Origin of the sequence: Burkholderia savannae, from assembly GCF_001524445.2 — a bacterium.
Taxonomy (GTDB): Bacteria; Pseudomonadota; Gammaproteobacteria; order Burkholderiales; family Burkholderiaceae; genus Burkholderia; species Burkholderia savannae.
Window position 1 is genome coordinate 976,274 of sequence record NZ_CP013418.1, and the last position, 25,859, is coordinate 1,002,132.

The following is a 25,859-nucleotide window of genomic DNA, read 5'->3' on the forward strand; positions in this document are numbered from 1 at the left end:
GCGCGTTCGATGAACGGCAAGCGAACTCGCGGCCGGCGCAGCGGTTCGTCGGAGCGGTTCGTCGGAGCAGTTCGTCGGAGCGGTTCGTCGGAGCGGTTCGTCGACCGATACGGCGATGCGGATCGCCGTGCGATGGTGCGGGCGCGATTGCAGGAAGCGCAACGCAGGCAATCGTCCGCCCGCCTCCCGCCGAGGCGGGCACCACGGACGCTATCGCGCCGATTGCGGACATCAATCGCCCCTAGTCAATAGAGTGTTGCTGTTTATATCGTCATTGACCGATCTAAGCTTCGGGGACCGACGATCCGCACGATTGCACCGCCCTGCCGATGAATCTCGACGCCGACGCCATTCACAAAGCGCTCGCGAGCCCCGTGCGCCGCGCGATCCTCGCGTGGCTCAAGGAGCCGGACAAGCACTTCCCGGCCTCGCACGCAGGACCGTTTCCGCACGGGGTCTGCGCAGGCCAGATCGATGCGCTGTGCGGACTGTCGCAATCGACCGTGTCCGCGCATCTCGCCGCGCTCGAGCGCGCCGGGCTCGTCACGTCGACCCGCGTCGGCCAATGGGCGTTCTTCAAGCGCAACGACGCGGTGATTCAAGCGTTTCTCGATTCGCTGCATCGCGGCCTTTGACACCCGCCCGTTCGCCGCAAGGGCTTAGCCACACTCGATGAGGTCCCTCATGCCTTCTCTGTTCGATCCGCTGACCATCGGCGACCTGACGCTGCCGAACCGCATCATCATGGCGCCGCTGACTCGCGCCCGCGCCGGCGATTCGCGCGTTCCCAACGCGCTGATGGCGCGGTACTACGCCGAGCGCGCGTCCGCGGGGCTCATCATCAGCGAGGCGACATCGGTCACGCCGCAGGGCGTCGGCTACGCGAACACGCCCGGCATCTGGTCACCCGAGCAGGTCGAGGGCTGGCGGCAAGTGACGGACGCCGTTCATGCGGCCGGCGGCCGTATCTTCCTGCAGCTCTGGCACGTCGGCCGCGTATCCGACCCGGTCTTTCTCGACGGCGCGCTGCCCGTCGCGCCGAGCGCGATCGCGCCCGGCGGCCACGTGAGCCTCGTGCGCCCGCAGCGGCCCTATGTGACGCCTCGCGCGATCGAGCTCGACGAGATCCCGGGCGTCGTCGCCGCATTCCGCCGCGGCGCGGAGAACGCGCGCGCGGCCGGCTTCGACGGCGTCGAGGTGCACGGCGCGAACGGCTATCTGCTCGATCAGTTCCTGCAGGACGGCTCGAACCGCCGCACCGACGCGTACGGCGGCTCGATCGAGAATCGCGCGCGCCTCTTGCTCGAGGTGGTCGACGCGGCGATCGACGTCTGGGGCGCGGCGCGCGTCGGCGTGCACCTCGCGCCGCGCGGCGATTCGCACACGATGGGCGATTCGAACCCGGCCGCGACGTTCGGCTACGTCGCGCGCGAACTCGGCCGACGCAACATCGCATTCCTGTTCGCGCGCGAATCGCTCGGCGGCGACGCCATCGGCCCGCAATTGAAGGAAGCGTTCGGCGGCCCGTTCATCTCGAACGAGAAATTCACGCTCGAAAGCGCGCAAGCGGCGCTCGAAGCCGGGCAGGCGGACGCGGTCGCGTGGGGCCAGCTCTTCATCGCGAATCCGGACCTGCCGCGTCGATTCGAGCTGAATGCGCCGCTCAATCAGCCGAATTCCGCGACGTTCTATTCGGAAGGCGAAACGGGGTATACGGATTACCCGACGCTCGAAAGCGCGGCGTGAGGACGTTTGTGGACCGGGGCGGGCCGATCGCGGGTGGTTGAGCGTCGGCTCTTCCGGTTTTCGGAATTCGGCGTGGCGGCCGGCGGCCGGTGGTCGGTGGTCGGTGGTCGGTGTTCGGTGGTCGGTGTTCGGTGTTCGGTGGTCGGTGTTCGGTGTTCGGTGTTCGGTGTTCGGTGTTCGGTGTTCGGTGTTCGGTGTTCGGTGTTCGGTGTTCGGTGTTCGGCGGTCGGCGGTCGGCGGTCGGCGGTCGGCGGTCGGCGGTCGGCGGTCGGCGGTCGAGCATGGTCGGTGTACCGTTCGTCGAATTCCAGCGCCGACGCCGGCGCTACTCGCCGACGGGGCGGCTCATGAACACGCGCTGCGATTCGTCGAGCCCGTGCGCGACGTGCGCCGCGCGTATCGCCGCCAGCACGGGATCGAGCATGTCGTCGTCGAGATCGACGAAGCCGAGGCGGCGGTAATACGGCGCGTTCCACGGCACGTGCCGGAACGTCGACAGCACGATCTGCCGCACGCCCGCGCCGGGCGCGCGCGCCGCGACGGCCTCGATCAGCGCGGAGCCGATTCGCCGCCCCGCATGCTCGGGCGCAACGTCCAGTTCCTCGAGATAGAGACGCGACGCGTCGAGCATTCTGTACATCGCAAAGCCGACGATGCGTCCGCAGGCGTCATCGACGGCGACGAGCGCGCGATCGCCGTCGATCCGCGCGCGCAGATCGGCCAGGTCGGTCGGCGGGCTTGACGCGATGTGCGGCATGCCGACATCGCCGAAACGGCGCGCGGCGGCGGCTTCGATGTCGGCCATCAGCGGCGCTTCATCGATGCGCGCGGCACGGATGCGGATCGGGGTTCGTTGCGCGGTGGAGTCGGATTCGGTCACAGTCGAATGGCCAATCGGTCGGTTGGATGCGAGTCGCCGCCACTATAATGAATTCTTCGCGTCGTTTGCCATCGTGCATCGCACCGGGAGATTCGACATGCCGCTTTCCAGCCTGGCCGTCTTCGCCGCCGCACTCCTGATCGCCGCCGGCTCGCCGGGCCCGAGCATCGCCGCATTGGTCGCCCGCGTACTGACGAACGGCATGCGTGATGTCCTGCCGTTTCTCGCGGCGATGTGGCTTGGCGAAGTGATCTGGCTCACGTGCGCGGTCGCGGGGCTCGCCGTGGTCGCGCGCACGTTCGCGGTCGGCTTTCTCGTGCTGAAGTTCGTCGGCATCGCCTACCTGCTGTTTCTCGCGTGGAAGATGTGGTTCGCGCCCTCCGACGTACAATCCGGCACGCTTCCGAGCGGACAATCGCCGTTGCGCATGTTCCTGGCCGGTCTCGCGGTTACGCTAGGGAACCCGAAAATCATGATCTTCTACGTCGCATTACTGCCGACGATGGTCGATCTGTCGCACGTCGGCGCCGTCGCATGGTTCGAGTTGACGCTGACGCTGCTGGTCGTATTGATCGCGATCGACTGCACATGGGCGTTGCTCGCCGCGCGCGCCCGAGCGCTGCTGACGAGCCGTCGCGCAGTGAAGGCCGCCAATCGAGCGAGCGCGGCCGCGATGGCGGGCGCCGCCGCCGCGATCGCGACGCGCTAGCCGCGCGGCAAAACGATGCGCCTGTGCGCCATTTCGCGCAGGCAGCGCCGCCAGACCGCGCGCCGCGCGTCAGCAACGCTTGGAGAAATGCACGAGGTGTCCGCCTTTGAACGCCTCTTCGCGATCGATCCCACAACCTGGCCGACCGCACATCTCGACATTCCGGACAAACAACGTATTCGTGTAGCGGCGGATCTCCACGCGGCCGCGCGACGCCGCCCCCCCCGTTGCGCGAAGTCCGGCAATCGGCGAGCGAGGCCCCACCCTTGATACGCCGGCAGAACCGCGACGTTCTCGATCGCCACGTGATCGTCGTTGAGCACCAGTTCGATCAGCGCGACCGGAATTTCGCCGGCCTCCATCAAATGGACGAGAGGATTCGCCACCGCCTCGGCGTGATCCGCCGTCATCCGCTTAGGCTCACGGCCGACGAGCGGCACCCGTTTCGCATGCGCCGCTCGCGTCAACGCGCGAATCGCGGACACGTCCCGAGGGGCCGCCCGCCTCGGCGCGGAAATCGCTGCGTTCATTGCAGCCTCTGCCGAAAACACGCAATCGCTCAATCGCGCGTTGCGACAACGTGGCGAGCACAGCCGCATTCGCTCCTTCCCGCGCGGTTCGCGCAGAAATGAAGCGCCTCCTCGGCGCTCGCGCGCACGTTCCCGCATTCGCCGTGCGTCAGAAATCCACCTTCACCCCCGCCATCACCGCGAGTTGTCGATTCGAGTTGCTGTTCGCGAGCACGGGAATCTGCGCGTAATTCGCGGGGGCGCCGTTCGCGTCGCTGCCGAGCCCGCGCCCCGATGCGATCTGGCCGATCGCGACCGCGTAGAGCACAGTCCGTTTCGACAAGCTGTAGTTCGCGCCGACATTCAGTTGATGAAAGCGCGTCGTCCCGCGCGGGTCGGCCTTCGCATTGTTGAAAATGTACGCGACGCCGCCGCGCAGCATCGGCGTGAACGCATACGCCGCGTTCAGCTCGGCGATGTCGAACGCGATCGACGCGCGCGACGGATGCGCGGCAGCCGCAAAATACGCGCTATCGCCCAAACGAGTATGCGTGTACGTGAGCGCGATGGTCGCTTCGCCGAACGCGATCGATCCGCCGACGCCGAACGCCAGCATCGACACCGCATCCTGAAGCAAGCAGTACATCGCGCCCGCGTTGCCGCACGCGAAATCGCCGATGTATCCGCTCGCGCCGCCGAGCGCCGCGTCGAGCGGCTGCCGCAAGTTCAAATAGCCGATGCCGAACGATACCGGCGCGCGGTTGTATGCGGCCGCGACCGCATAGCCGCGATGCGCCGAAAAATCCCCCGCCCGGCCGCCGAAGCTGAACGTGCCGCCGAACGTCAGTCCGTGAAAATCGGCGCTCGTGAACTTGATCGCGTTGTTGAAGTTGAACGCCGCGTTCAGATTGTCGACGTCGCCGAGATGCGAGCCGTACGGGGTCGCCCAGTTGTTGCTCGAAACATATGCGCCGAGCGTATCGGTGTACGAATCGTATTGGCGTCCGACGCCGAGCGTGCCGTACGCGTCGTGACGCAGGCCGACCCACGCCTGGCGGCTGAACGCCGCGCCGCCCTGCAATGCCTGGCCGTTCGCCGACAGGAACTGCTGCTCGAGCGCGAACACGGCCTTCAAGCCGCCGCCGAGCGCCTCCGCGCCTTGCAAACCCCATCGCGACGGCACCAGGTTTCCGCCGCCCATTTGCCATGCGTGGCCGCCGCTCACGCCGCCGTCCGCGTGCGTGACCTGCTGATTGGTCGAATAGATGACGCCGGTGTCCACCGTGCCGTACAGCGTGACGCTGCTTTGCGCGCAAGCGGGCGCGACGGCTGCGCCGGCGACGCCGGCCGCGATCCAGGCTTTGATCCGCATGTCCCCCACTCCCGTCGTTGATTTGGATTGCCAATCGACTGATCGACGCGGCTCGATCGGCGGCGGTGGTGGAACTCTATCCAGCGAAAATTTTGGCCCTGTATCCCAAATCGGCAAATGCGTCGCCGCGATGACGGGCGAGGTCGGGATTGCGAACGGACAGACGTGCGCACGGGCGCTTCGCGCACGCGGCGGACGCGGCGCGCACGCAACGCGCCATGCCGACGACGTTCAGGACGAGCGCCGCGTCTGCGACGGCAGCTCGCCGAACAGGCCGCGATACTCGCGTGCGAAATAGCCGAGATGCGTGAAGCCCCAACGCGCGGCGGCCTCGCCGACGCATAGCGCATCGGCGGACGTCGTGCGCAGCAGGCGGCGCACCGCGTTCAGGCGGATCGTTCGCAAGTAGGTGACGGGCGTCACGTCGGCGACGCGCTGGAAGCTCGTCTGCAGCGTGCGCCGGCTGCAGCGCAGCGCGCGGCACAGCTCGAGCACCGTCACGGGCTCTTCGGGCCGCGCCCCCAGATAACGCTCGCAGCGCCGGACGATGTCGCTGTACGTCGCATGCGTGATGTCTCGCCGCTCTTCGCCCACCGCGCTCGCGAGCGCATCGAGGAACACGCCGAGCATCGCATCGCGAAACATCTTGCGCGTCGCGTCGTATTCGAGCCACGCCGGGTTGCGCTGCGCCTCGTCGATGTACGTCGACAGGCGCGCGCCGAGCGCCGCGCCCCGCTCGTCCGCGAGCCGGATCACGTGTCGCGGCGCGCGGCTGTCGCGCGTTCCGAATTCTGCCTCGCACAGCTCGTCGATCATGTCCGGTGCGGCGCTGATGCCGACGAGCCGCATCCCCTCCGGCGTGTAGAACTCGAAATCCTCGCTGGGGCGCAGCGCGAGAAGCGCGTAGCCGTCGACGTGCTGCCGCTGGAACGTCCCCGACAGCGGCGCGAGCACGGGCACCGCGAGCGACATGCGCCCCTCCGGCGACATGCCCGTCTGCGCGACGCGGCGGTTCGTCGTTTCGCGGAAGAAATGGAAATCGTCGTACAAAACCTGCGTGACCGTGCCCTTGAAACGGCCGGGCGTCATCTGCCGGTAGACCTGACGCCAGCCGGCGATGGCGAGCCCGTGGTCGTGGACGTCTTCGAGCGAACGCGACTGGAACAACATCGATGCCTCCAGAGAATTCCGATGCGACGTGACGGCGGCGGCGACAGCCACCCGCGCGGCGGTGCGCACGCGCTCGGCCGACCGCCCGTCGTCAATCGCCCGACGCACGCGCAAGCGCGGCTTCGAAACCGGCGAACGCCGCACGCAGCGCTTCGCACTGCGTATCGGCGAGACGCACGTAGCGCCGGAACGACGGCATCCTGCCGACCACTTCGCTGCCGCCGAACGGCACGATGCTCAACACCCAGCGCGGGCCGCGCGCGGCGATTTCACAGTATGTCAGATCGAGCGCCGCGAGCGGCACGCCGAGCGCGGGCGTGGCGAGCAGCGTCGCGACATGCGCGGCGAATTGCGCGTCGGCGTCGCGCGCGATCGCTGCCTCGACCGGCCCGCGGCGCAGCCAGCCGCGCGCGGCGATCGACGCCGATCCGTTCGCCACGGGGCCGGCGAGCGTCCGCTCCAACCGCACGCTGACCGTATGCAGCAGAAATTGCCGGTCGACGCGCTCGGCCGCGTGCAGTTCGATGCCGTCGCCGAGCAAGATCCGCGCGGCGGCGGGCTCACCGTCGACGGCGAGCATTGCGCGCAGATCCGCGGCGACGCGCGCGAGCGTCGCGCCGCACCGATAACCGGGCACGGGCGCCGGCGCGAACCAGCGCCGCCACCCGGCCGCGGATGCGGCGCGGCCGGCCGCCGTCGCGCGCCCGCTCATCGCACGTGCTCGTTGTGCAGCACTTCCTCGACGGGCACCGGCCTGAACGGATGCTTGCGCTGCACGACGACCGTCCAGAACAGCGCATAGAGCGCGGTGCATCCGAGCATCGTGCCGAACGGCACGTAGACGTCGCGGCTGTTCATCCCCGGCGGCGCGATGTACCAGATCGCGAGCACGATGCCGACGCTCGACACGATCTGCGGCAGCGGAAACCACGGCGACCGGTACGGCCGCGGCAGGTCCGGGCGGCGAATTCGCAGCATCACGACCGACAGCGTGACGAGCAGGTACGCGGTGCCCCACGCGCAGGTCGCGGCGAGCACGAGGTGCATGATGCTGTCGAGGTCGCCGTGGATGATCCACGCGTGCGCGATCGGCACGACGGCCGCCGCGACGATGCCGACGACGGGCGTTCTGAAGCGCGGATGCAGGTAGGCGAAGCATTTCGGCAGCGCGCCGTCGACGGCCATTCCGTACAGGATGCGCGGCAGCCCGGCCATCAGCGTGTTGATCGTGGCCGCGCCCGCGAACAGGAACGCGACGCCGAACCACACGCGCCCGAACGGGCCGAGCACCTGCAACGCGAATGCGGGAATCGCGCCCGGCGTGTCGAGCAGATGCGTGAGGCCGTCGGCCGTCACCGCGACGTTCGGCACCTGGCGCTTGATCGCCGCGCCGTAGAGAAACATGCAGACCGCGACGCCCGCGAGCCCGAGCGCCATCGCGCGCGGAATCGTCTTGCCGGGCGTCTTCATTTCCGGCGCGAGCGGCGTGACGAACTCGCAGCCGACGAACATGAACATCGCCATCCCGACGAGCGACAGCACGGCCGGCACCGACGCGCCGATTTCCGAGCGCCCGAACCAGCCGTCGAGCTGCACGGCGGGCGCCGCCGCGAGCCCGAGCACGCCGAAGATCATCAGCGACAGCCACATGCCGATCGTCAGCACGACCTCGAGCTTGCTGAACACCTTGATGCCGATGATGTTCGTGACCGCGAACGTCGCGACGAGGCCGACGCCGACGAGCCACGCGCTGTTGTGCCGCTCGAACGCGGCGTTCAGCGATTCGAAGTTGACGAGCGCCATGATGCCGCTCAGGATCGTCTCGGCCGTGCCCGCGAACACGTGGACGAGAAAGTACGCGGAAATCGTGCCCGTGATCGCCCAGAAACGGCCGAGCCCGCACGACAGGTAATCGTAGACGGAGCCGGCCGTCGGCAACATCGCGGCCGCCTCGGAGAACGTCGTCGCCTGCGCCTGCATCATCACGAACGCGATGATCATCGCGACCGCGAACGCCCAGCCGCCCATCCCGAAGCCGGACGTCGCGGTCAGGATCACCGGGCTCGCCATGATGAGGCCGACGGCGCTCGCGAGCGCCGTCGGAAAACCCACCGCGCCCGCCGCCAGCGCGGGCCGGCCGCTCGCGCCGCCCGCCGCCGATCCCGCCCCCGCATTCGAATAGTCTGACAAATCCGACATCCTCGTCTCCTTTGCGATGCGTCAATGTCGAGAAAATACGGAGGCCAAAATTCCTGCATGTAGCGCAAATTGGCAAAACGGCCGGGGCTGCGCGCACGCCGCCCCGGCCGTCGGCCATCCGCCGCCTGCGATCGTCGCGATCAGCCGCCCGCGAACGGCGTCGCCTCGAAGCCGGCCTCGAGGCCCGCGACGATCCGCTCGATCTGCTCGCGCTCGATCACGAGCGGCGGCGACAGGATGATCTTCGTGCCGACCGGCCGCACGAGCACGCCGTGCTCGCGCGCGACCTCGGCAACCGCGTTCGCGTAGCCGGACATCGGATCGATCGGCGTGCGCGTCGCCTTGTCGGCGACGAGATCGAGCGCGACCATCAGCCCCTTGCCGCGCACTTCGCCGACCGAACCGAAGCGCTCGACGAACGGCTGCAGCGATTCGAGCAGGTGCGCGCCCTGCTTCGCCGCGTTCGCGGGCAGATCCTCGCGCAGCACGATGTCGAGGCTCGCGAGCGCCGCCGCGCACGCGACCGGATGCCCCGAGTACGTGTAGCCGTGCATGATCGCGCCGCTGAAATCCGCGTTCGACGCGAACGCCTCCTCGATCCGCGCGTTCACCGCGGTCGCGCCGAGCGGCACGTAGCCGGACGAGATGCCTTTCGCGAGACACATGATGTCGGGCTTCACGCCCCAGCCGCGGCTGCCGAACAGGCTGCCGCTGCGCCCGAAGCCCGTCACGACTTCGTCGGCGATCAGAAGCACGCCGTAGCGATCGCAGACTTCACGCACGAGCGGCCAGTAGTTCGCGGGCGGCACGATCACGCCGCCCGCGCCCTGGATCGGCTCGGCGATGAACGCGGCGACGGTGTCCGGACTCTGGAACAGGATCTCGCGCTCGAGCAGCTCCGCGCAGATGCGGCCGAGTTCTTCGGGGTCCTGCGTGAACGGATTGCGGTAGATCCAAGGCGTCTCGACGTGAAAGCAGCCGGGCAGGTTCGGCTCGTAGTTGCGCCGGAACACCGTGTTGCCGTTCACCGACGCGCTGCCGAAATGCGTGCCGTGGTAGCCCTGCTTCAGCGAGATGAACTTCGTGCGATCCGCTTGCCCGCGCACTTTCCAGTACTGGCGCGCGATCTTGAGCGCCGTCTCGACCGAATCCGAGCCTCCCGAGCTGTACAGCACGCGGCGCATCCCTTCGGGCTCCATCATGTCGATCAGCCGCTTCGACAGCTCCTCGGCGCGCGGATGCGTGATGCCGTCGAACAGCTGGAAGTATTCGAGCTCGTCGAGCTGGCGCACGATCGCCTGCTTGACCTCGGCGCGGTTATGGCCGACGTTGACGTTCCATAGGCCCGCGACGCCGTCGACGAGCTGATGCCCGCGCTCGTCGTACACGTAGCAGCCCTCGCCGCGCACGATGCGGATCGGCTCGCGGCGCTTCATGTCGTTCGGGTGCAGCATCGGGTGCCAGAAACGGGAATCGTTGTAGCTCATTGCATTGCTCCGGGGAAGAATCGAGCCGCCCGCGCGTTCAGTGCGCGATGCAGACGGATTTGGTTTCGGTGAAGCCTTCGATCGCATGATGGCCGAACTCTCGGCCGATGCCCGACTGCTTGTAGCCGCCGAACGGCATCGACGGATCGAGCGGGATGTGGCAATTGACCCAGACCGTGCCCGCCTCGATCCGCGGCACGAGATCCATCACCGCCTTCAGGTCGTTGCTCCAGAGGCTCGCGGCGAGCCCGTACGGCGACGCGTTCGCGAGCCGCACCGCGTCGGCCGGATCGTCGAACGGCAGCACGACGACGACCGGGCCGAACACTTCGTCGCGCACGATCGCGCTGTCGTGCGCCGCGTCGGCGATCACGGCCGGGCGCACGAAGTAGCCGGGCAGATCGTCGGCGGGCGAGCCGCCCGCGAGGAACGTGAGGCCGTCGCGGCGCGCCGCCTCGATGTGCCCGACGACCTTGTCGCGATGGTGCGCGGACACGAGCGGGTTGATCTGCGCGGCGGGATCGAGGCCCGGACCGAGCCGCATCGACGCCGCAATGCCGGCGAGCCCGTCCGCGAGCCGGCGAAACTTGCTGCGGTGCACGTAGATGCGCGACGCGGCCGCGCACACCTGCCCCTGGTTGAAGAACGCGCCGGCCGCCACGCCGCCGAGCGCTTGCTCGACGTCGACGTCCTCGAGCATCACGATCGGATTCTTGCCGCCCAGCTCGAGCGAGAAGCGCGTCATGTTCTGCACGGCGGCCGCGCCGACGAGCTTGCCCGTCGCGGTCGAGCCGGTGAACGAGATCTTGCGGATCGACGGATGGCTCGCGAGCGCGGCGCCGCATTCGCGCCCGCCCGTCACCACGTTGAACACGCCCGCCGGCACGCCCGCTTCGAGCGCGAGCTCGGCAAGCCTCAGCGCCGTGAGCGGAGTCTCGGGCGATGGCTTCAGGACGACCGTGCAGCCTGCCGCAAGCGCCGGCACGAGCTTCCAGACGGCGATCATCAGCGGGAAATTCCACGGCACGATCGCGGCGACGACGCCAACCGGCTCCTTGCGCGTGTACGCGGTGTAGCGCGCGCCGGGCGGGAACGGGATCGATACGTCGAGCGTCTCGCCGGTGATCTTCGTCGCCCAGCCGGCCATGTAGCGAACGTACTCGATCGTCGCGCCAACCTCGACGCCGCGCGATACCAGAATCGACTTGCCCTGGTTCAGCGTTTCGAGCTGCGCGAGTTCCTCGGCATGCGCGTCGAGCACGTCGGCGAGCTTCAGCAGGATGCGCTCGCGATCGGCGGGCCGCAGCCCGCTCCACGCGCGCGCGTCGAATGCGCGCTTCGCGCTCGCGACGGCGGCGTCGACATCGTGCGCGTCGGCGTCCGGCACGCGCGAAAGACGCTCGCCCGTCGCCGGGTCGAACACGTCGAGCCGGCGCGGCGAATGCGCGGCACGCATCGCGCCGTCGACGAAGATCCCGAATTCGCGCTCGGTGAACGCGCGCACCGCATCGGTCACGGTGACGATGTCCGTCTTTGTCATAAGCGTCTCGCAATGGTGGTTTGACCGTTCGACGCCCGCGCGAAAAGACGGCCGCGCGGGCGATTGCGCACCACTGTAGCGACCGCGTTTCGCGGCGGGTTAGCGCAAATTGGCAGGTTGGCGGGGGACGGCGCGACGCCGGGGAGGAGGCTGTGTTTGGGCTTTGGGCTTTGGACGCTCGGCTCAGGTCTTTACTCATCCAACCTTTGCCGTTTCGGCTTTCGGCTTTCGGCTTTCGACTTTCGACTTTCGACTTTCGACAGTCGGCAGTCGGCAGTCGACAGTCGGCAGTCGGCAGTCGGCAGTCGGCAGTCGGCCGGGAATTCAAGACACGTCGCTTCCGCGAATCAAGCGGCCACGCTCCGCATTCTTCGCCTCGACCGCCTTCGCGGCCACGCGAACAGCGCCGCGCGGCGGCCGCATCTTCCGCCTCCGCGCCACCCGAGCGCCAGTCAAAGGAACAGTGCGCCGACGAGCTCGGTCCGGTTCGATACGCCAAGCTTGCGAAACATCCGCAGCAAGTGCGTCTTGACGGTCGGCTGGCCGAGCGATAGGTCGCGCGCGATCTGCTTGTTCGAGCGCCCGTCACGCACGAGGCGTGCGATCTGCTCCTCGCGATGCGTGAGCCGCGCGTCGCATGCGATCCGCCGAATCCCGCGCACCGCACGCAACGGCGGCAGCAGCGCCACCTCGATGACCGGCTGGATCACGCGCAGCGCCGCAATCTCGGCTGCCGAATAGCGACCGCCCCGTTACTATCTTCACGCCCCGATAATCGGGGTTTTGGCCAGCCAGGCCCGGTATGATTCCCGCCCCCAGTCGCAGTCATGATCCGGGGGGTGTTGTCACCGGGCCTGGTGGGTGGCTGGTGATCGCTGATAGGGGTTTGGCCGGGATATCCCGACGCCGTCCGTAACGTGGATGCCGAGACTTGCCACCGTTGTTGCAGGCCAATCCGTTCACTCTGCATAAACTGCGATGCAAGAAACCCAACAACATGACGCCATCGATATCTTCATCGGCGTCGACGTCGGTAAAGGCCAGCATCACGCCGTTGCACTCGATCGAAATGGCAAGCGTCTGTACAACCAGGCGCTACCCAACGACGAGGTCAAGCTGCGAGCCCTCATCGCCGAGCTCAAGACTCACGGCCGACTTCTGTTCGTCGTCGACCAGCCTTCCACCATAGGTGCGCTTCCTGTAGCCGTCGCCCGTGCTGAAGGCATACTCGTCGCCTATCTTCCCGGACTGGCCATGCGCCGTATTGCCGATCTGCACGCCGGCGAAGCCAAGACCGATGCCCGCGATGCCGCGATCATCGCCGAAGCCGCTCGCTCGATGCCGCATACGCTGCGCTCGCTTCGACTCGCCGACGAGCAGCTCGCCGAGCTCACCATGCTGTGCGGCTTCGATGACGACCTCGCCGCTCAGGTCACGCAGACCAGCAACCGCATTCGCGGCTTGCTTACTCAAATCCATCCGGCGCTCGAGCGCGTTCTCGGACCGCGCCTCGACCATCCGGCGGTGCTCGATCTGCTTGAGCGCTACCCGTCCCCAAGCGCACTTGCCGCTGCCAGCGAGAAGACCCTCGCCAACCGCCTCATCAAGCTCGCACCGCGCATGGGCAAGAACTTGGCGGCCGAAATCGTTCACGCGCTGAACGAGCAAGCCGTGATCGTGCCCGGCACGCAGGCTGCCACCATCGTCATGCCTCGTTTGGCCCAGCAACTCGCCGCCTTGCGCAAGCAGCGTGACGAAATCGCCGCCGAAGTTGAGCGGCTGGTGCTTGCTCACCCTCTTTGGCCGGTCCTGACCAGCATGCCGGGAGTCGGCGTCAGGACCGCCGCCAGACTCCTGACCGAAGTCGCCCATAAAGCCTTCGCCTCCGCCGCGCATCTGGCGGCCTACGCTGGCCTCGCGCCGGTCACCCGGCGCTCAGGCTCGTCGATCCGTGGCGAGCATCCATCCAGACGGGGCAACAAGGTGCTCAAGCGAGCCTTGTTCCTCTCTGCCTTCGCGGCCTTACGAGACCCAGTCTCGCGGGCCTATTACTCGCGCAAGATCCAGCAAGGCAAGCGCCACAACCAGGCCCTCATCGCACTGGCACGACGACGCTGCGACGTCCTGTTCGCCATGCTGCGTGATGGCACCATTTACCAACCCAAGTCAGCCCCTAACGCTTGACGAAAGACATAGGGGCACCCTCCAGACGCAGCAGCGAGAACGCGGCAATCACCGCGCCGCCGTCGCGCAGCAGCACCTCGACGACGTCGGCGACGCCGTGCCGCCGCAGGAAGCCCGTCCAGTAAGACGACGCGTCGCGCCGTTCGTCCGGCAACTGCGACGCGAGCGTGACCACCGCGCCCGGCTGCGCCGCGCAACGCGACGGATGCAGCGGATCGAGCGGCCGGTAGCGGCTCACGTATGCGCGGTGCATCCCGGCCGTCATCCCGAACAACTCGAAATCGACGGGCTCGCCGCTCGCGTCGATCCGGTAGAACACCGTCGCCGTCGGCCGCGCGAGCGCCTGCAGCGAAGCCACGCAGGTTCGCAACGCATGCGCGTACGACGCGCAGTGCGCGTCGGCATCGGGTTCGGCTGGGTCGTGCGTCACTGGGTCGTGCGTCATGGCGGCGGGCATCTCGATCGCGAGCGGGCGACTCCGGCAGCATGGGCGCGCCGCCGTCGCAACCGTGAGCACGGATCGGCAAATCGTACGGGCGTCAAGTCAGCCGAGCGACAAATATCGCGCCGCGCGTGCGATCCCTACACTCGATCTGCAGTCACGGCCATCGATCACCGATTCGAGGAGGACCGAGCATGAAAACCGCTTCACCGCGCGCCGTCGTCGAGACGGGCGCCGAAACCTGCATCGACGCCGCTTGCGCCGCACGTTTCGCGACTCAGGGCGGCCGAGTCGCGCGAATCGGCCGTCCGCAGGTGCCGCCCGGCTCGCACGCCGTGCAAACCGCCGCGGACACGAGCCGGCGCTCGCGCGCGAGACATCCCGGCGACTTCCGACACCAGGCCGCTCGCCGACGCTGCCCGCTCGTCGCGCCGGCGCACGCCGGCGCTCGTCCCCCGCCGTGCCATTCGACGCTATGCGAGCGTCGCGCCGGTCTCCGGCAGCGTCGCGCCGCCGTCGACGACGATCGTCTGTCCGGTGATGTAGCCGGCCGCGTCCGACGCGAGGAACAGCATCGCGGCCGCAATGTCCTCCGGCTCGCCAAGACGGCCGAGCGGCACGCCGCGCGCGATCCGCTCGCTGTGCGCCGCATCGCCGAGATTGCCGGCGGCCGGCGTGCGGATCATGCCCGGCTCGACGCCGTTGACGGTCACGTTCCGGCTCGCGAGCTCGAGCGCCGCCGCGCGGATGAAGCCGTTCACGCCGGCCTTCGACGACGCGTAATGCGCGAGCCCCGGATATGCGACGCGCGGGCCCGTCACCGACGACGTCGCGAGCATGCGCCCCCGCCCGACGCGCTCGAAGGCAGGCAGCGCCGCCTGCGCGAGCCAGAACAGAGCGGACAGATTGACGGCGAGCGTGCGCTCGAGCACGTCGTGTGAGATCGCGTCGAACGGCGTCAGCGGAAAATACGCGGCGTTGTGCACGACGACGTCGAGCCGCCCGCTGTCCGCCTCGACCTGCGCGACGAGCGCGAACAGCTCGTCGCGCCGCGCGGCGTCGACACGGTACGCGCGCACCGCCTGCTCGCCCCGAGCCGCGCGGCCGCCCTCGCGCCCGCGCGCGGCGAGCCGCGCGGCAAGCGCGGCAGCCGCGTCGTGCTGCAAATCGGCGATCGCGACGGTCGCGCCGGCGGCGGCGAACGCTTCGGCGATCGCCGCGCCGATTCCCTGCGCGCCGCCCGTCACGAGTACGGTGCGGCCGCCGAAATCGGCAACGAGCCGTCCGCGCGGAAGCGTCGCGTGCTTCGAGTCGGCGCCGTTCATCGCGCGAGCGGGTGCACGGTTTCGTTCAGCACCTGTGCGCGAGCGCCGATCGGGAAATTCGACAGTGCGCCGAAGTCGCCCTCACGGTAGCCGAAGATCTTGCCGTCCGTCTTGCACCGGTCCAGATCGATCAGCACGACGCCGAGCGTCGGCACGATCTTCTCGCGCCAGACGAACAGGTACAGCGCGTCGGCGAGCTTGAAGTAATGGCAGCGGTCGACGTCCGCGAGCCCGCGCTCGACGCCTTCCAGGCAATGCCACGCGTAGAAGTCGTCGTTCAGGTAGATGTGCTCGTAGCACTCCGTCGGGCTGTAACGGTACATCGTCCGCTTGCCGATCAGTTCGCGCGTCGGCGCGTGCAGCGGGCCGGGCGCCGCGGCACCCACGATCGCGCCGTGGCGGAACGCCGCCTCGACGCCCGTCAGCGGCAGCCCGCGCGCGACACGCGAGAATGCATCGATGCGCACGTCGCCCTCGGTCGGCAGCACGCCTTCGACCGACGTCCAGACGGCCCGCGGCAAATCGAGCACGATGCTGACCGACGTCGCGCGGCGGGTCGGGTCGACATAGTCGACGAAGTAGATGCCGTCGCGCAGCTGCGTCGCGCGGTACGCGGCCTCGCCGCCTGCCCCGGCGGCATCGCTTGCGTCGCGTGCCGCCCGCTGCTCGCGCCAGTGCAGCGTCGATCGGTCGGCGAACGTGTATTCGCGCGTCGCGCCGTCCGTCGCCGTGAGCGTGAGCGTGCGCCCCGCGAGATCGTCGACGGGTTCGAGTATGTGGCTGTCGGGCGCGAAGCCTTCGGCCAGCGCGCCGACTTGAATGAAGACCGGATCTGCTCCCATGCTTTCCTCCGATTGAGCGACGCGCCGGCGGGCGCGATCGCGAAACAGGAGGCTATGGTGCCCGCGCGCCTGACGGCGCGGTATCGACCGAATGGCTGAACGGCGGCAGCGGCGGCGGTTGCCAAGCGGATGCGTTTCGCAAGCGCGCCGCACGCACGACGCGATCCAACCATGCGGCAAACGGCAATCGACGCCCGTTCCACGACGTCGCGCAGCATCGACAGCCCCGGCGCCGTCGGAACGGCGCCGGCAGGCTCACGCACAGCGGGCCGCCCGCCTCCCGACGGCGATGCGCGCGCGCTGATTCGCGTTTCAGCGCCGCGCCCGCACGCATTCTCCCTCGGGCCGTCGCAACCGCGCGTCACGATCCGACCCGGCGCGCTCCGCCGCGCCGACGGGATCGCCCGCTTACGGCGCGCTCGCGTCGTCGAGCCGCTTGACGTCGTCCGCGTCGAGCCGCAGCCGGATCGCCGCGCCGAGCGCACCCAATTGCTCGACCGACGTCGCGCTCGCGATCGGCGCGGTGACGCTCGGCCGCGCGATCTGCCACGCGAGCGCAACTGACGTCGGCGTCGAGTCGTGCTTCGCCGCGACCTCATCGAGCGCCTCGAGAATCCGCAAGCCGCGCGGGTTCAGGTATTGCTCGACGCGCCCGCCGCGCGCGCTTTTCTTCAGGTCCGCCTCGGTGCGGTACTTGCCCGACAGGAAGCCGCTCGCGAGCGCGTAGTAAGTGACGACGCCGAGCTTCAGCTCGGTCGCGACCGGTTCGAGATCGCGCTCGTATTCTGCGCGGTCGTACAGGTTGTATTCGGGCTGGATCACCTGATACGCGGGCAGGCCGGCGCGGCGGCTCAACTCGGCCGCCTCGCGCAGCCGCGCGCCGCTGTAGTTCGACGCGCCGATGATCCGCACCTTGCCCTGCTCGATCAGCGTCTGGTATGCGCCGAGCGTTTCTTCGAGCGGCGCGGTGTCGGCAAGATCGCGGTGCGAGAAATAGAGATCGATGTAGTCGGTTTGCAAGCGCCGCAGCGAATCGTCGGCGGCCTTCAGGATGTTCTCGCGCGACAGGCCCGCCCGCGCTTCGAGCAACCCGACCTTCGTCGCGATGACGACCTGGTCGCGCTTGCCCGAGCGCTTGAGCCACTTGCCGATGATCGTCTCCGATTCGCCGCCTCGGTTGCCGGGCGCCCAGGCCGAGTAGACGTCGGCCGTGTCGATGAAGTTGATGCCGGCGTCGGCGAGCGCGTCGAGCAGCGAGAACGACGTGTTCTCGTCGGCGGTCCAGCCGAACACGTTGCCGCCGAACACGAGCGGCGAAACTTGAATCGTCGAGGTGCCGAGTGAGCGTAGTGCCATGTTTTCTCTCCATTCGATGATGAGCGTCCGGCCGGCATGCACGGTGCGGTGCGACGGGCCTGGATTCGACGGTCGATGCTAACGTGCGGCCGGCGCGGTTCAAACCGATTAAACCTGATTTCCAAAGACCGTGCGCAGACAAGGGATTGGCGACATGCGCAGCAGCCCGCCGCAATCGCGGTCCGGCACACATCGCTTGCCGATGAGCGCCGTGCGCGGCGGAAAGCGCCGCGCCCAGCCGACGAAGGCCGGCCGCTGCGATCGGCCGCCCCAACCGGCTTCGCCGGCCCGCGGCGGAACCGGCATAAAGCGCTCGAATAAAGCGCTCGACGAGCGCATCGATCGTCACGCGCACCTTCTGCGCAAGCGCGCGCGAATGCGGCCACAGCACGTTGATCGCCATGTCGTCGACCGCGCGGCCGGTCAGCACGGTCTCGAGCCGGCCTGCGCGCAGTTCGCCGGCCGTGAGCCATGTCGACACCGTGCGCACCGTGCGAGCGGCGGAACGTCCCGCCCGCCGCCCGCCGCTGGCGTTACGCGTCCTGCAACACGCGCTCGACCGCCGCGACCGCCGCGTGCGCGCCGCCGTACAGGCTCGCGCCGTGCAGCACGTAGCCGCGCTCGCCGACCGTCAGCAGCAGTTGCGGCACGCCCGACGCGCCGAGCTGCCGCATCGTCCGCTGCGTGTCGGCGATGCGCTCGGCCGTCGAGCCCGCAAGCGCCGCGTCGCTGTCGATGCGGCGTGCGAGCGCGTCGGCGTCGACCGTCGCGCCCGCCTTCGCCGCGACGTCCGCCGCGACGCGCGCCAGTACGTCCGCACGCGCGGTATCGAGGCCGTCGACGTAACGCGCGAGCTGAATCGCCTCGAGAAGCGGCCGCTCGAGCCGCGCGCCGACGCCGCGCAGCGCGGTCAGCGCGCGGTTCGCCGGCCCCGAATCGAAGCGCACGCCGCCGCGCAGCAGCACCTGCTCGCGATACGCGTGCGTGAAACGCTGCCCCGTCATCTGCTCGATGCGCTGATCGTTACGCCACGCGTACTCGCCCCATTCGGGCGTCAGATCGCGCGCGCCCTCGTCGGCGAAGAGCCCCGACGGCATCAGCTCGAGCACGCCCGGATAGGCGTCGTCGAGCCCGGCGAGCGCCGGCGCGCTCGCATAGCACCAGCCGCAGAGCGGATCGAAAAAATATTGGAGTCGGAAGCTGTTCATCGTGTGCAAACTCGTTCGTGAAGAAAGTGGAGCGAGTCTATTCGATATCCGATCGATCAAATACAATGCAGCGATCGACAATTTGTTGCATCAATTGAGCGAATATGGATCGAATCACCGCGATGCGAGTGTTCGTCGAGACGGCCGAGCGCGGCAGCGTGTCGGCGGCCGCGCAGCATCTGGACATGTCGCGCGCGATGGCGTCGCGCTACGTCGCGTTCATGGAGCAATGGACGGGCGCGCGCCTGCTGCACCGGACCACCCGCCGCCTGACGCTCACGGCGGCCGGCGCGCAGATGCTGCCGCTCTGCCGCGACATGCTCGGACTCGCCGATCACGTCGCGACGGTCGTCGCCGAGCCCGGCGACGCGCCGCGCGGCGCATTGCGGATCACCGCGAGCGCGATCTTCGCGCAGACGCACGTGACCGACGCCGTCCTCGACTATCTGGCCCGCTACCCGGCCGTATCGGTCGATCTGCTCGTCACGGACCGCACCGCCGATCTCGTCGACGAACGCATCGATCTCGCGATCCGCATCACGAACGAAGTCGATCCGAACTTGATCGCTCGCCGGCTCGGCACGTGCCGCTCGGCGCTGTGCGCGTCGCCCGGCTATCTGGCCGCGCACGGCGCGCCGAAGCGGCCGCACGACCTCGCGCGGCACAACTGCCTCACGTATGCGTATTTCGGGCAGAGCCTGTGGCACCTGGCGCGCGACGGCGAAGCCGCGACCGTGCCGGTGCAAGGCAATCTGAGCGCGAACGACGCGCTCGTGCTGCTGCGCGCGGCGATCGCGGGCGGCGGCATCGCGCTGCTGCCGACGTTCGCGGCGGCGGAGCCGATCCGCGCGGGCGCGCTCGCGCGCGTGTTGCCCGACTACGCGGCGCCCGATCTCGGCATTTACGCGGTCTATGCGTCGCGCAAGCAGATGCCGCTCGCGATGCGCACGATGATCGACTTTCTCGCCGAGCGATTCGGCGACACGCCCGCCTGGGACGCGTAGGCGCGCCGAGCCGCGTTCGGCGACGAAACAAAGAACCCAGCGTGATTGGAATTGCAGCGCACGCAAGCGCCCGGACGGACGCCAAGTATGCGAACCGGGGCAAAGCGAACCGGGGTAAAGCGGGACGAATCGGGGCAAAGCGGGGGCAAACTGAACCGAACCGTAGCAAAGCCAAGCGAGACGGCGGCGAAACAACAGCTCGACGACAGCTCGACGACAGCGAAGCGGCAACGAATCGGCGGCGAATCGGCGGCGAATCGCCAAGAATAACGGCGACGGCACGCGCATTGCCGCCGCGCGCGCCGTCGCCGTCGCCGTCGTGAGAAGCGGGAGGCGCGTCCGCCCGCGCGGGCCGCCGCGGGCGGCGGATGCGCCGCGCCCCCGTTCGCGTTATTTGTTGTTCGCGAGCGCGCCCGAGCTGTTTGCGCCGCCGAACAACTGCGTCAGATAGTTGTTGTTCTGCTGCATCCGCGCCATCAGCGCGTCGAGCGCGGTGAACTGCGCCTTGAACTGCGCTGTGAGCTGCGCGGAAAAGGTCTCGAGCCGCGCCTGCCGCTGCGCAATGCTCTTCATGTCGAGGTCGATCGCGTTCGAGCGGATGTCGAACGAGCCGTCCTTGCGCAAGTGCGTGTCGAGCGCCTTCGTGATCTGCGCGCCGATGCCGTTCGTCTTGTTGAACAACGCCTCGACCGCTTGCGGATCTTTCTCCAGCGCCGCGTTCAGCTTGTTCTTGTCGACGATCAGCGAGCCTTCCGGCTGCTTGTCGCCGGGCCGCGCGAACGTGATGCCGAGCGCCGCGAGCGACGCGCGCTTGTTGTCGCCGTGCGGCACGCCGCCGCCGACGATGTGCGCGAGCGAATTGCGAATGCCGTTCAGCATCGAATCGCCGATCAGCGGGCCGCCCTGCTGCCCGGGTTTCGCGGTCTTGTCGAACGACGTGAGCTGCGACATCGTGCCGACCATCGAGTTGTACAGGTCGACGAAGTTCGTCACCGTGCGCGCCTGCCCCTCGATGTCGCGGGTGATCGACAGCGTCTGCGGCGCGCCGATCGCCTCCTCGGTCACGTTGATCGTCACGCCGGCCATCACGCCCTTGACCGCGTTGTCCGCGCTGCGCGCGGTGATCACGCCGCCCACCGTGACGATCGCGTCCTGCGCGAAGTCGCTCTGCTTCCACGCGCCGCTCGGCGACGCGATCTCCGACTTGCCGCCCTTGTCGTCGGCCGTCGACTTGACCTCGAGGCCCGACAGGCCGGCGTCGTCCTTCACGTTCGAGACGCTCACGTCTATCACGTTCGCGCTGCCCGGCGCCGTCGAGCGCAGCACGAGATGCGCTCCGTCGGTGCCCGTCACGACCGTCGCGGTCACGCCGGGGTTGTTCTTCGCCGAATTGATCGCGGCCGCGATGCCGGCCGGGGTGTTGTTCGTGGCGTCGATGCCGACCGACGTCGAGCGGTCGCCGATCTTGAGCGTGAGCGTGCCGGAGCCGAGCTGCTGCTTCGGATCGAAGCCGCCCGACACGAGCGTCTGCGAGCGCGCGACCTGCTTGACCTCGACCTGATACGTGCCGGCGACGGCGCCCTTGTCCGTCGTCGCGGTGAGCCCCTTGCCGCTCGCCTTCGACGCGAATTTCTGCGCGAGCGTGCCGTCGGACAGCGGCTCGACGCCCGTCTGCAGGTTGCTGAGCGCGAGCTTCAGCGCGCCGAGCGCGGAGATCTGCGTGTTGTTCCACGTCACCTGGTTCTTGATCTCCGCCGCCTGGCCCGCCGTCTTCGCGTTGACGAGCACCGAAACGAGCCCGTTCACGTCCAGCGCGGACTTGCCCGTGGTGCCGTTGATCAGCGACTGCGCGGCGTCCTGCAACTGCGACCACGGATCGCTTTGCGTCGCCGCGAGAAGAGAGCCGGTCCCCGTTTGGGTGATCGCCATCGAATTTCCCCCGTTTATGTGATTGGTTTATTTCATGATCATTCGTAATATGAAAGCATATCGCAATTATTGGAACCTGTTTGTGAAGATTGTTGTAAGCGTTGATCCGACCGGAACGAAGGCCGGGGGCTGCGGCGCGCGAATTCGCTGATTCGCTGATTCGCTGATTCGCTGATTCGCTGATTCGCTGCCGCGCGCGTGCGGTGTGGACGGTGTGGACGGTGTGTGCAGTGCGCGCGGCGGCCGAAGGCGCACGGCGACAGCGGCGGCGGGCGCGGCGCATCCGGGGCGCACGCCCCGGCCGGGCCGCGCGCCGAAACGCGGCCCGGCCGCTAGACGTCCCGCGCGCTCGCGAGCACCGCGTGCAGCAGCACGTTCGCGCCCGCCTCCGCCCATTCCGGTGTGATCGCCTCCGCCTCGTTGTGGCTCAGGCCGTCGACGCACGGCACGAAAATCATTCCGGTCGGCGCGACGCGCGCGAGATGGCATGCGTCGTGCCCCGCACCCGACACGATGTCCGCGTGCGGCAGGCCGAGCGCGGCCGCCGCGTCGCGCACCGCCGCCACGCACGCGGGCGCGAACGGCACCGGCGCGTAATCGGCGATCTGCTCGATCCGCGCGGCGAGGCCCGACGATTCGGCGATACGCTCGAGTTCCTCGCGCAGCGCGGCGTCCATGTCGGCGAGCGTCGCGGCGTCCGGGTGCCGGCATTCGATCGTGAAGAAGCACGCGCCCGGCACCGTGTTGCGCGAATTCGGGCGCGCTTCGATCATCCCGACCGTCGCGCGGCCGTGCGGCGCGTGACGGCGGCCGAGCGAATCGACGAAACCGATCATCCGCGCGGCGCCGACGAGCGCGTCGCGGCGCAGTGCCATCGGCGTCGTGCCCGCGTGCGCGTCGACGCCCGTGAGCGTCGCCTCGTACCAGCGTTGCCCCTGCCCCGCCGTCACCACGCCGATCGTGTGGCCGCCGCGCTCGAGAATCGCGCCCTGCTCGATGTGCAGTTCGTACGCCGCGTGCACCGGCGCGCCGCCGACGGGCGCGTCGCCCGCGTAGCCGATCCGCGCGAGCGCGTCGCCGAGCGTCACGCCGGCCGCGTCCGCGCGCGACAGCCCGAAATCGAGCGAATAGACGCCGGCGAACACGCCGGAGGCGATCATCGGCGGCGCGAAGCGCGAGCCTTCCTCGTTGGTCCACACGACGACGTCAATCGGCCGCCGGGTCTCGACGCCCGCGTCGTTCAGCGCGCGCACGACCTCGAGGCCGCCCAGCACGCCGTAAATGCCGTCGTAGCGGCCGCCCGTCGGCTGCGTGTCGGCGTGCGAGCCCGTCAGCACGGGCGCAGCAAGCGGATCGCGGCCCGCGCGGCGCGCGAAGAGGTTGCCGATCCGGTCGACCCGAACCGTGCAGCCCGCGTCGCGCGCCCATTCGACGAACAGGTCGCGCGCGCGACGATCTTCGTCCGTCAGCGCGAGCCGGCACACGCCGCCTTTCGGCGTCGCGCCGATTTCCGCCATCCGTTCGAGCGACGCCCACAGGCGCGCGCCGTCGACGCGCAGCGCCGCATCGCATCCCTTGTCGCATCCCTTGTCGCATGCCTTTTCGCGCGCCTTGTCGCGTGCTTCATCACGTGCCTCACCGCGTCGCATCGCTCGCCTCCGGCTTCGCTTGCGCGCCGGCGAGCGGCGACGCGGCGGCGTCCCGATCGGACGCGGACAGCGACGAAGGCCCCGGTGGCGCGTCGCCGGGCGGCCGGGATTCCGTCCGGGATTCCGCCAAAGGGGCTGGCGAAGGGTCCGGCCGCACCGCCGACTCGTGCACAGGCGTCCGCGCTTCGCGCCCGTCGCCGGAAACGTCGCCCGGCGCCGCCGTTGCGTTTCGCGCCACGCCACTCGCTTCACGCGCCGCCTCGATTTCGCCTGTCTCTCCCGCCTCTCGCGCCTCGCCCGCCTCTCGCGCCTCGCCCGCCTCTCGCGCCTCGCCCGCCTCTCGCGCCTCGCCCGCCTCTCGCGCCTCGCCGGCCTTTCCCGTCTCGCCGCGCGCCGGCTCCGTCATCCGATACCGAAAATCGCAATGCGTGCCGCCCTGCATCAGCGTGCGCGTGCGCGTCAGCTCGATGCGCGGATCGTAGCCCTCGATGAACACGCTGTCGCGCGCGCAGCTCAGCAGATGTCCGATCTCGCCCAGCCCCATCTCGCGATACATCTGCGCATAGGCGCAGCGGCGCACGTCGTAGTCGTAATGCGCGTCGTCCGCGCGGCGCACGTCGACATCGAGCGCGTCGTCCTTCTCCCACAGCACCTGCAGCGCGACGAACGACGCGATGCTCGTGCCGCCCTGCTCCTTCGCGGCGAACGAGCGCCCCGCGTCGAGCGCCGCGCCTCGCACCGCCTCCGCGATCACCGCCTGCGCGCGCTCGATGCCGAATTCGCGCTTCATGATCTCGTAGATCGGCTTGATGATCTGCGCTTCGATGCGCCGCCGCGCGAGGATGCCGAGCGGCTCGTCGTCCGCCGCGCCGCCTGCGACCGGATGAATGGGGATGATCGTCATCAGCATGTCTCCTGGTTCGATGTTATTTCGATGCTGTCGATGCTGTCGATGCGGTCGATACGGTCGATACGGTCGATGCTGTCGATGAGGCAGATACGGCAGATGCAGTCGATGTCGCCGATACAACCGACGCATTCGGCAGGCTCGCCGTCTTCGACGCCATGCCGGCCGAGCCGGCCGCGGCGCCGGCGCCGCCGAGCACGTCGACCGCGGTCCATTTGCCGCCGCCCGCGCGGTAGATCGTGAACGCCGGGTCCCGCAGATTGCCTTCGGCGTCGAATGCGATCGCGCCCGTCACGCCTTGCCGCCGCAGCACGTGCAGCACCGCCGGCAGACGCGCCGCGTCCGTCGAGTTCGCGCGCTCCGCAGCGGCGATCAGCGTCGCGGCCGCGTCGTACGCGAACGGCGCGTGCAGCTCGATCGGCGCGTGATAGCGCGCGCGATAGCGGGCGTCGAACGCCGCGCCGCCCGGCATCCGCGCAAGCGGCAGTCCCGGCTCGAGCGCGGTCACGCCGTCGCCGTCCGGCCCCGCGAGCGACAGGAACGTCTGCGTGACGAAGCCGCCCGCGCCGACGAGCGTCGCGCTCAGCTTCAACTGGCGCATCCGCCGCGCGAGCGGCGCAGCCTGCGCGTCCAGGCCGCCGAAGAACACGACGTCCGCGCGCTTGGCCTTGACGGCCGTCAGCACCGCGCTGAAATCGGTCGTCTTGTCGTTCACGTACTGGCGATCGACAATCGCGCCGCCGCTCGCCTCGACGCCCTTCGCGAACTGATCCGCGAGCCCCGCGCCGAACGCGGTGCGATCGTCGATCACCGCGATCCGCTTCGCGCGCAACGTCTTCACGACGTACGCGCCCGCGTATGCGCCGCTCGCGTCGTCGTGGCCCACGATCCGGAACGCGGTCGGATAGCCCTGCCGCGTGTACTGGCGGCCGGTCGACGCGGGCGCGATCTGCGCGATGCCGGCGTCTCGATAGATTCGCGACGCCGGCACGCTGCAGCCCGTGTTCCAGTGCCCGACGACGCCGATCACGCGCCGCTCGACGAGCTGCTGCCCGACCGTCACGGCGGTGCGCGGGTCGGACTGGTCGTCGACCGCGACGAGCTTGTAGACGACCGGCCTGCCGCCCACCGTCGGATGGCGGCTGTTCGCGTCGTCGAGCGCGAGCTGCGCGCCGTTCTGCAGATCCTTGCCGATTCGCGCGGAGGGGCCCGTCAGCGGCGCGGCGAGCCCGATCAGCACGGTTTGCGGCACGGATTGGGCGGGCTGCGCGGGTGGGTTGGCCTGGGCAGGCGCCGCCGCTTGCGCGGCGGACGCGGAGAGCATGGCGGCGGCCGACAGCGCGGCGCCGAGCGACAACATGACAGGGAATTTCATCGAAGAGCGGGACCTGAAGATCGAAG

Annotated in this window: 21 protein-coding genes and 2 pseudogenes; 5 read left to right on the top strand and 18 right to left on the bottom strand. The window is 68.9% G+C overall.

What is annotated here, in order from left to right:
• Window positions 1–329: 329 nt before the first annotated feature.
• Together WS78_RS25320 and WS78_RS25325 are read left to right on the top strand one after the other, a co-directional pair.
• Entirely contained in the window at window positions 330–635 is a 306-nt protein-coding gene (locus WS78_RS25320) for an ArsR/SmtB family transcription factor (RefSeq protein ID WP_038744054.1), read from the top strand.
• Window positions 636–684: 49 nt separating this feature from the next.
• Window positions 685–1,746 (top strand): alkene reductase, encoded by a 1,062-nt coding sequence (locus WS78_RS25325; protein ID WP_038744052.1) that lies wholly within the window; start codon window positions 685–687, stop codon window positions 1,744–1,746.
• A gap of 325 nt (window positions 1,747–2,071) precedes the next feature.
• On the opposite strand, the gene WS78_RS25335 is transcribed toward WS78_RS25325, so the two are convergent.
• Window positions 2,072–2,551 (bottom strand): GNAT family N-acetyltransferase, encoded by a 480-nt coding sequence (locus tag WS78_RS25335; RefSeq protein WP_038744190.1) that lies wholly within the window; start codon window positions 2,549–2,551, stop codon window positions 2,072–2,074.
• Window positions 2,552–2,723: 172 nt separating this feature from the next.
• On the opposite strand from WS78_RS25335, the gene WS78_RS25340 reads away from it, so the two are divergent.
• Window positions 2,724–3,335, top strand: a complete 612-nt coding sequence (locus WS78_RS25340) for a LysE family translocator (RefSeq protein ID WP_038744186.1) — start codon at window positions 2,724–2,726, stop codon at window positions 3,333–3,335.
• Here WS78_RS25340 and WS78_RS25345 read toward each other — a convergent pair.
• The 8 genes and pseudogenes from WS78_RS25345 to WS78_RS25385 form a co-directional block, all read right to left on the bottom strand.
• A complete protein-coding gene (locus tag WS78_RS25345) occupies window positions 3,332–3,865 on the bottom strand; it encodes a GNAT family N-acetyltransferase (protein ID WP_059608721.1) in 534 nt (177 codons plus the stop codon). The two genes, WS78_RS25340 and WS78_RS25345, sit on opposite strands and share 4 nt — an antisense overlap.
• A 148-nt stretch (window positions 3,866–4,013) precedes the next feature.
• Complete coding sequence (locus tag WS78_RS25350; protein WP_059582546.1) at window positions 4,014–5,216, bottom strand: porin; 1,203 nt, start codon at window positions 5,214–5,216, stop codon at window positions 4,014–4,016.
• Window positions 5,217–5,447: 231 nt separating this feature from the next.
• Window positions 5,448–6,386, bottom strand: coding sequence for a helix-turn-helix domain-containing protein (locus WS78_RS25355; RefSeq protein ID WP_059582582.1), 939 nt, complete (start codon window positions 6,384–6,386; stop codon window positions 5,448–5,450).
• Window positions 6,387–6,477: 91 nt separating this feature from the next.
• Entirely contained in the window at window positions 6,478–7,098 is a 621-nt protein-coding gene (locus tag WS78_RS25360; protein WP_059582550.1) for a DUF3156 family protein, read from the bottom strand.
• Complete coding sequence (locus WS78_RS25365; RefSeq protein ID WP_059582554.1) at window positions 7,095–8,585, bottom strand: APC family permease; 1,491 nt, start codon at window positions 8,583–8,585, stop codon at window positions 7,095–7,097. The genes WS78_RS25360 and WS78_RS25365 overlap by 4 nt, the downstream gene beginning before the upstream one ends.
• 140 nt (window positions 8,586–8,725) lie before the next feature.
• Entirely contained in the window at window positions 8,726–10,072 is a 1,347-nt protein-coding gene (locus tag WS78_RS25370) for an aspartate aminotransferase family protein (protein ID WP_038744043.1), read from the bottom strand.
• Between the two features lie 37 nt (window positions 10,073–10,109).
• On the bottom strand, window positions 10,110–11,612 hold the full coding sequence (locus WS78_RS25375) for an aldehyde dehydrogenase family protein (RefSeq protein WP_038744041.1): 1,503 nt from the start codon (window positions 11,610–11,612) through the stop codon (window positions 10,110–10,112).
• Window positions 11,613–12,064: 452 nt separating this feature from the next.
• Window positions 12,065–12,358: pseudogene (locus WS78_RS25385) on the bottom strand (response regulator transcription factor); the annotation flags it as partial.
• A 232-nt stretch (window positions 12,359–12,590) separates the two neighbouring features.
• On the opposite strand from WS78_RS25385, the gene WS78_RS25390 reads away from it, so the two are divergent.
• Window positions 12,591–13,796, top strand: coding sequence for an IS110 family RNA-guided transposase (locus WS78_RS25390; RefSeq protein ID WP_059581319.1), 1,206 nt, complete (start codon window positions 12,591–12,593; stop codon window positions 13,794–13,796).
• 16 nt (window positions 13,797–13,812) lie between these two features.
• On the opposite strand, the pseudogene WS78_RS25395 reads toward WS78_RS25390, so the two are convergent.
• The 5 genes and pseudogenes from WS78_RS25395 to WS78_RS25425 all read right to left on the bottom strand — a co-directional run.
• Window positions 13,813–14,226, bottom strand: a pseudogene (locus WS78_RS25395) (helix-turn-helix transcriptional regulator); the annotation flags it as partial.
• A gap of 485 nt (window positions 14,227–14,711) precedes the next feature.
• On the bottom strand, window positions 14,712–15,563 hold the full coding sequence (locus WS78_RS25400; RefSeq protein WP_038744035.1) for an SDR family oxidoreductase: 852 nt from the start codon (window positions 15,561–15,563) through the stop codon (window positions 14,712–14,714).
• Window positions 15,560–16,405 carry a molybdenum cofactor biosynthesis F family protein gene (locus WS78_RS25405; protein ID WP_038744033.1) on the bottom strand — a complete coding sequence of 282 codons (846 nt, stop codon included), beginning with the start codon at window positions 16,403–16,405 and terminating at the stop codon, window positions 15,560–15,562. Before WS78_RS25405 ends, WS78_RS25400 begins: the two co-directional genes overlap by 4 nt.
• A 408-nt stretch (window positions 16,406–16,813) precedes the next feature.
• Entirely contained in the window at window positions 16,814–17,761 is a 948-nt protein-coding gene (locus WS78_RS25410) for an aldo/keto reductase (protein WP_059581682.1), read from the bottom strand.
• Window positions 17,762–18,294: 533 nt separating this feature from the next.
• A complete protein-coding gene (locus WS78_RS25425; protein WP_156437545.1) occupies window positions 18,295–18,978 on the bottom strand; it encodes a DsbA family protein in 684 nt (227 codons plus the stop codon).
• A gap of 95 nt (window positions 18,979–19,073) precedes the next feature.
• On the opposite strand from WS78_RS25425, the gene WS78_RS25430 reads away from it, so the two are divergent.
• Window positions 19,074–19,973, top strand: a complete 900-nt coding sequence (locus tag WS78_RS25430; RefSeq protein ID WP_038744026.1) for a LysR family transcriptional regulator — start codon at window positions 19,074–19,076, stop codon at window positions 19,971–19,973.
• A gap of 390 nt (window positions 19,974–20,363) precedes the next feature.
• Here WS78_RS25430 and fliD read toward each other — a convergent pair whose 3' ends face one another.
• The 4 genes from fliD to WS78_RS25450 all read right to left on the bottom strand — a co-directional run bounded on the left by fliD (window position 20,364) and on the right by WS78_RS25450 (window position 25,833).
• Window positions 20,364–21,902, bottom strand: a complete 1,539-nt coding sequence (fliD, locus tag WS78_RS25435; RefSeq protein WP_059581691.1) for a flagellar filament capping protein FliD — start codon at window positions 21,900–21,902, stop codon at window positions 20,364–20,366.
• Between the two features lie 332 nt (window positions 21,903–22,234).
• On the bottom strand, window positions 22,235–23,419 hold the full coding sequence (locus WS78_RS25440; protein ID WP_231752034.1) for a Zn-dependent hydrolase: 1,185 nt from the start codon (window positions 23,417–23,419) through the stop codon (window positions 22,235–22,237).
• A gap of 118 nt (window positions 23,420–23,537) precedes the next feature.
• Entirely contained in the window at window positions 23,538–24,455 is a 918-nt protein-coding gene (locus WS78_RS25445; RefSeq protein ID WP_082717659.1) for an L-2-amino-thiazoline-4-carboxylic acid hydrolase, read from the bottom strand.
• Between the two features lie 22 nt (window positions 24,456–24,477).
• Entirely contained in the window at window positions 24,478–25,833 is a 1,356-nt protein-coding gene (locus WS78_RS25450; RefSeq protein WP_082717657.1) for a branched-chain amino acid ABC transporter substrate-binding protein, read from the bottom strand.
• Window positions 25,834–25,859: the final 26 nt, after the last annotated feature.

What these genes read in the sequence shown, in the direction of transcription:
- WS78_RS25360 (WP_059582550.1), bottom strand. Translation starts at nt 7,098, where the DNA reads ATGAGCGGGCGCGCGACGGCGGCCGGCCGCGCCGCATCCGCGGCCGGG.
- WS78_RS25410 (WP_059581682.1), bottom strand. Translation starts at nt 17,761, where the DNA reads ATGGCACTACGCTCACTCGGCACCTCGACGATTCAAGTTTCGCCGCTC.
- WS78_RS25400 (WP_038744035.1), bottom strand. Translation starts at nt 15,563, where the DNA reads ATGAACGGCGCCGACTCGAAGCACGCGACGCTTCCGCGCGGACGGCTC.
- WS78_RS25405 (WP_038744033.1), bottom strand. Translation starts at nt 16,405, where the DNA reads ATGGGAGCAGATCCGGTCTTCATTCAAGTCGGCGCGCTGGCCGAAGGC.
- WS78_RS25355 (WP_059582582.1), bottom strand. Translation starts at nt 6,386, where the DNA reads ATGTTGTTCCAGTCGCGTTCGCTCGAAGACGTCCACGACCACGGGCTC.
- WS78_RS25370 (WP_038744043.1), bottom strand. Translation starts at nt 10,072, where the DNA reads ATGAGCTACAACGATTCCCGTTTCTGGCACCCGATGCTGCACCCGAAC.
- WS78_RS25450 (WP_082717657.1), bottom strand. Translation starts at nt 25,833, where the DNA reads ATGAAATTCCCTGTCATGTTGTCGCTCGGCGCCGCGCTGTCGGCCGCC.
- WS78_RS25390 (WP_059581319.1), top strand. Translation starts at nt 12,591, where the DNA reads ATGCAAGAAACCCAACAACATGACGCCATCGATATCTTCATCGGCGTC.
- WS78_RS25365 (WP_059582554.1), bottom strand. Translation starts at nt 8,585, where the DNA reads ATGTCGGATTTGTCAGACTATTCGAATGCGGGGGCGGGATCGGCGGCG.
- WS78_RS25440 (WP_231752034.1), bottom strand. Translation starts at nt 23,419, where the DNA reads ATGGCGGAAATCGGCGCGACGCCGAAAGGCGGCGTGTGCCGGCTCGCG.
- WS78_RS25445 (WP_082717659.1), bottom strand. Translation starts at nt 24,455, where the DNA reads ATGACGATCATCCCCATTCATCCGGTCGCAGGCGGCGCGGCGGACGAC.
- WS78_RS25345 (WP_059608721.1), bottom strand. Translation starts at nt 3,865, where the DNA reads ATGAACGCAGCGATTTCCGCGCCGAGGCGGGCGGCCCCTCGGGACGTG.
- WS78_RS25325 (WP_038744052.1), top strand. Translation starts at nt 685, where the DNA reads ATGCCTTCTCTGTTCGATCCGCTGACCATCGGCGACCTGACGCTGCCG.
- WS78_RS25375 (WP_038744041.1), bottom strand. Translation starts at nt 11,612, where the DNA reads ATGACAAAGACGGACATCGTCACCGTGACCGATGCGGTGCGCGCGTTC.
- WS78_RS25430 (WP_038744026.1), top strand. Translation starts at nt 19,074, where the DNA reads ATGGATCGAATCACCGCGATGCGAGTGTTCGTCGAGACGGCCGAGCGC.
- WS78_RS25340 (WP_038744186.1), top strand. Translation starts at nt 2,724, where the DNA reads ATGCCGCTTTCCAGCCTGGCCGTCTTCGCCGCCGCACTCCTGATCGCC.
- WS78_RS25335 (WP_038744190.1), bottom strand. Translation starts at nt 2,551, where the DNA reads ATGGCCGACATCGAAGCCGCCGCCGCGCGCCGTTTCGGCGATGTCGGC.
- WS78_RS25320 (WP_038744054.1), top strand. Translation starts at nt 330, where the DNA reads ATGAATCTCGACGCCGACGCCATTCACAAAGCGCTCGCGAGCCCCGTG.
- fliD (WP_059581691.1), bottom strand. Translation starts at nt 21,902, where the DNA reads ATGGCGATCACCCAAACGGGGACCGGCTCTCTTCTCGCGGCGACGCAA.
- WS78_RS25350 (WP_059582546.1), bottom strand. Translation starts at nt 5,216, where the DNA reads ATGCGGATCAAAGCCTGGATCGCGGCCGGCGTCGCCGGCGCAGCCGTC.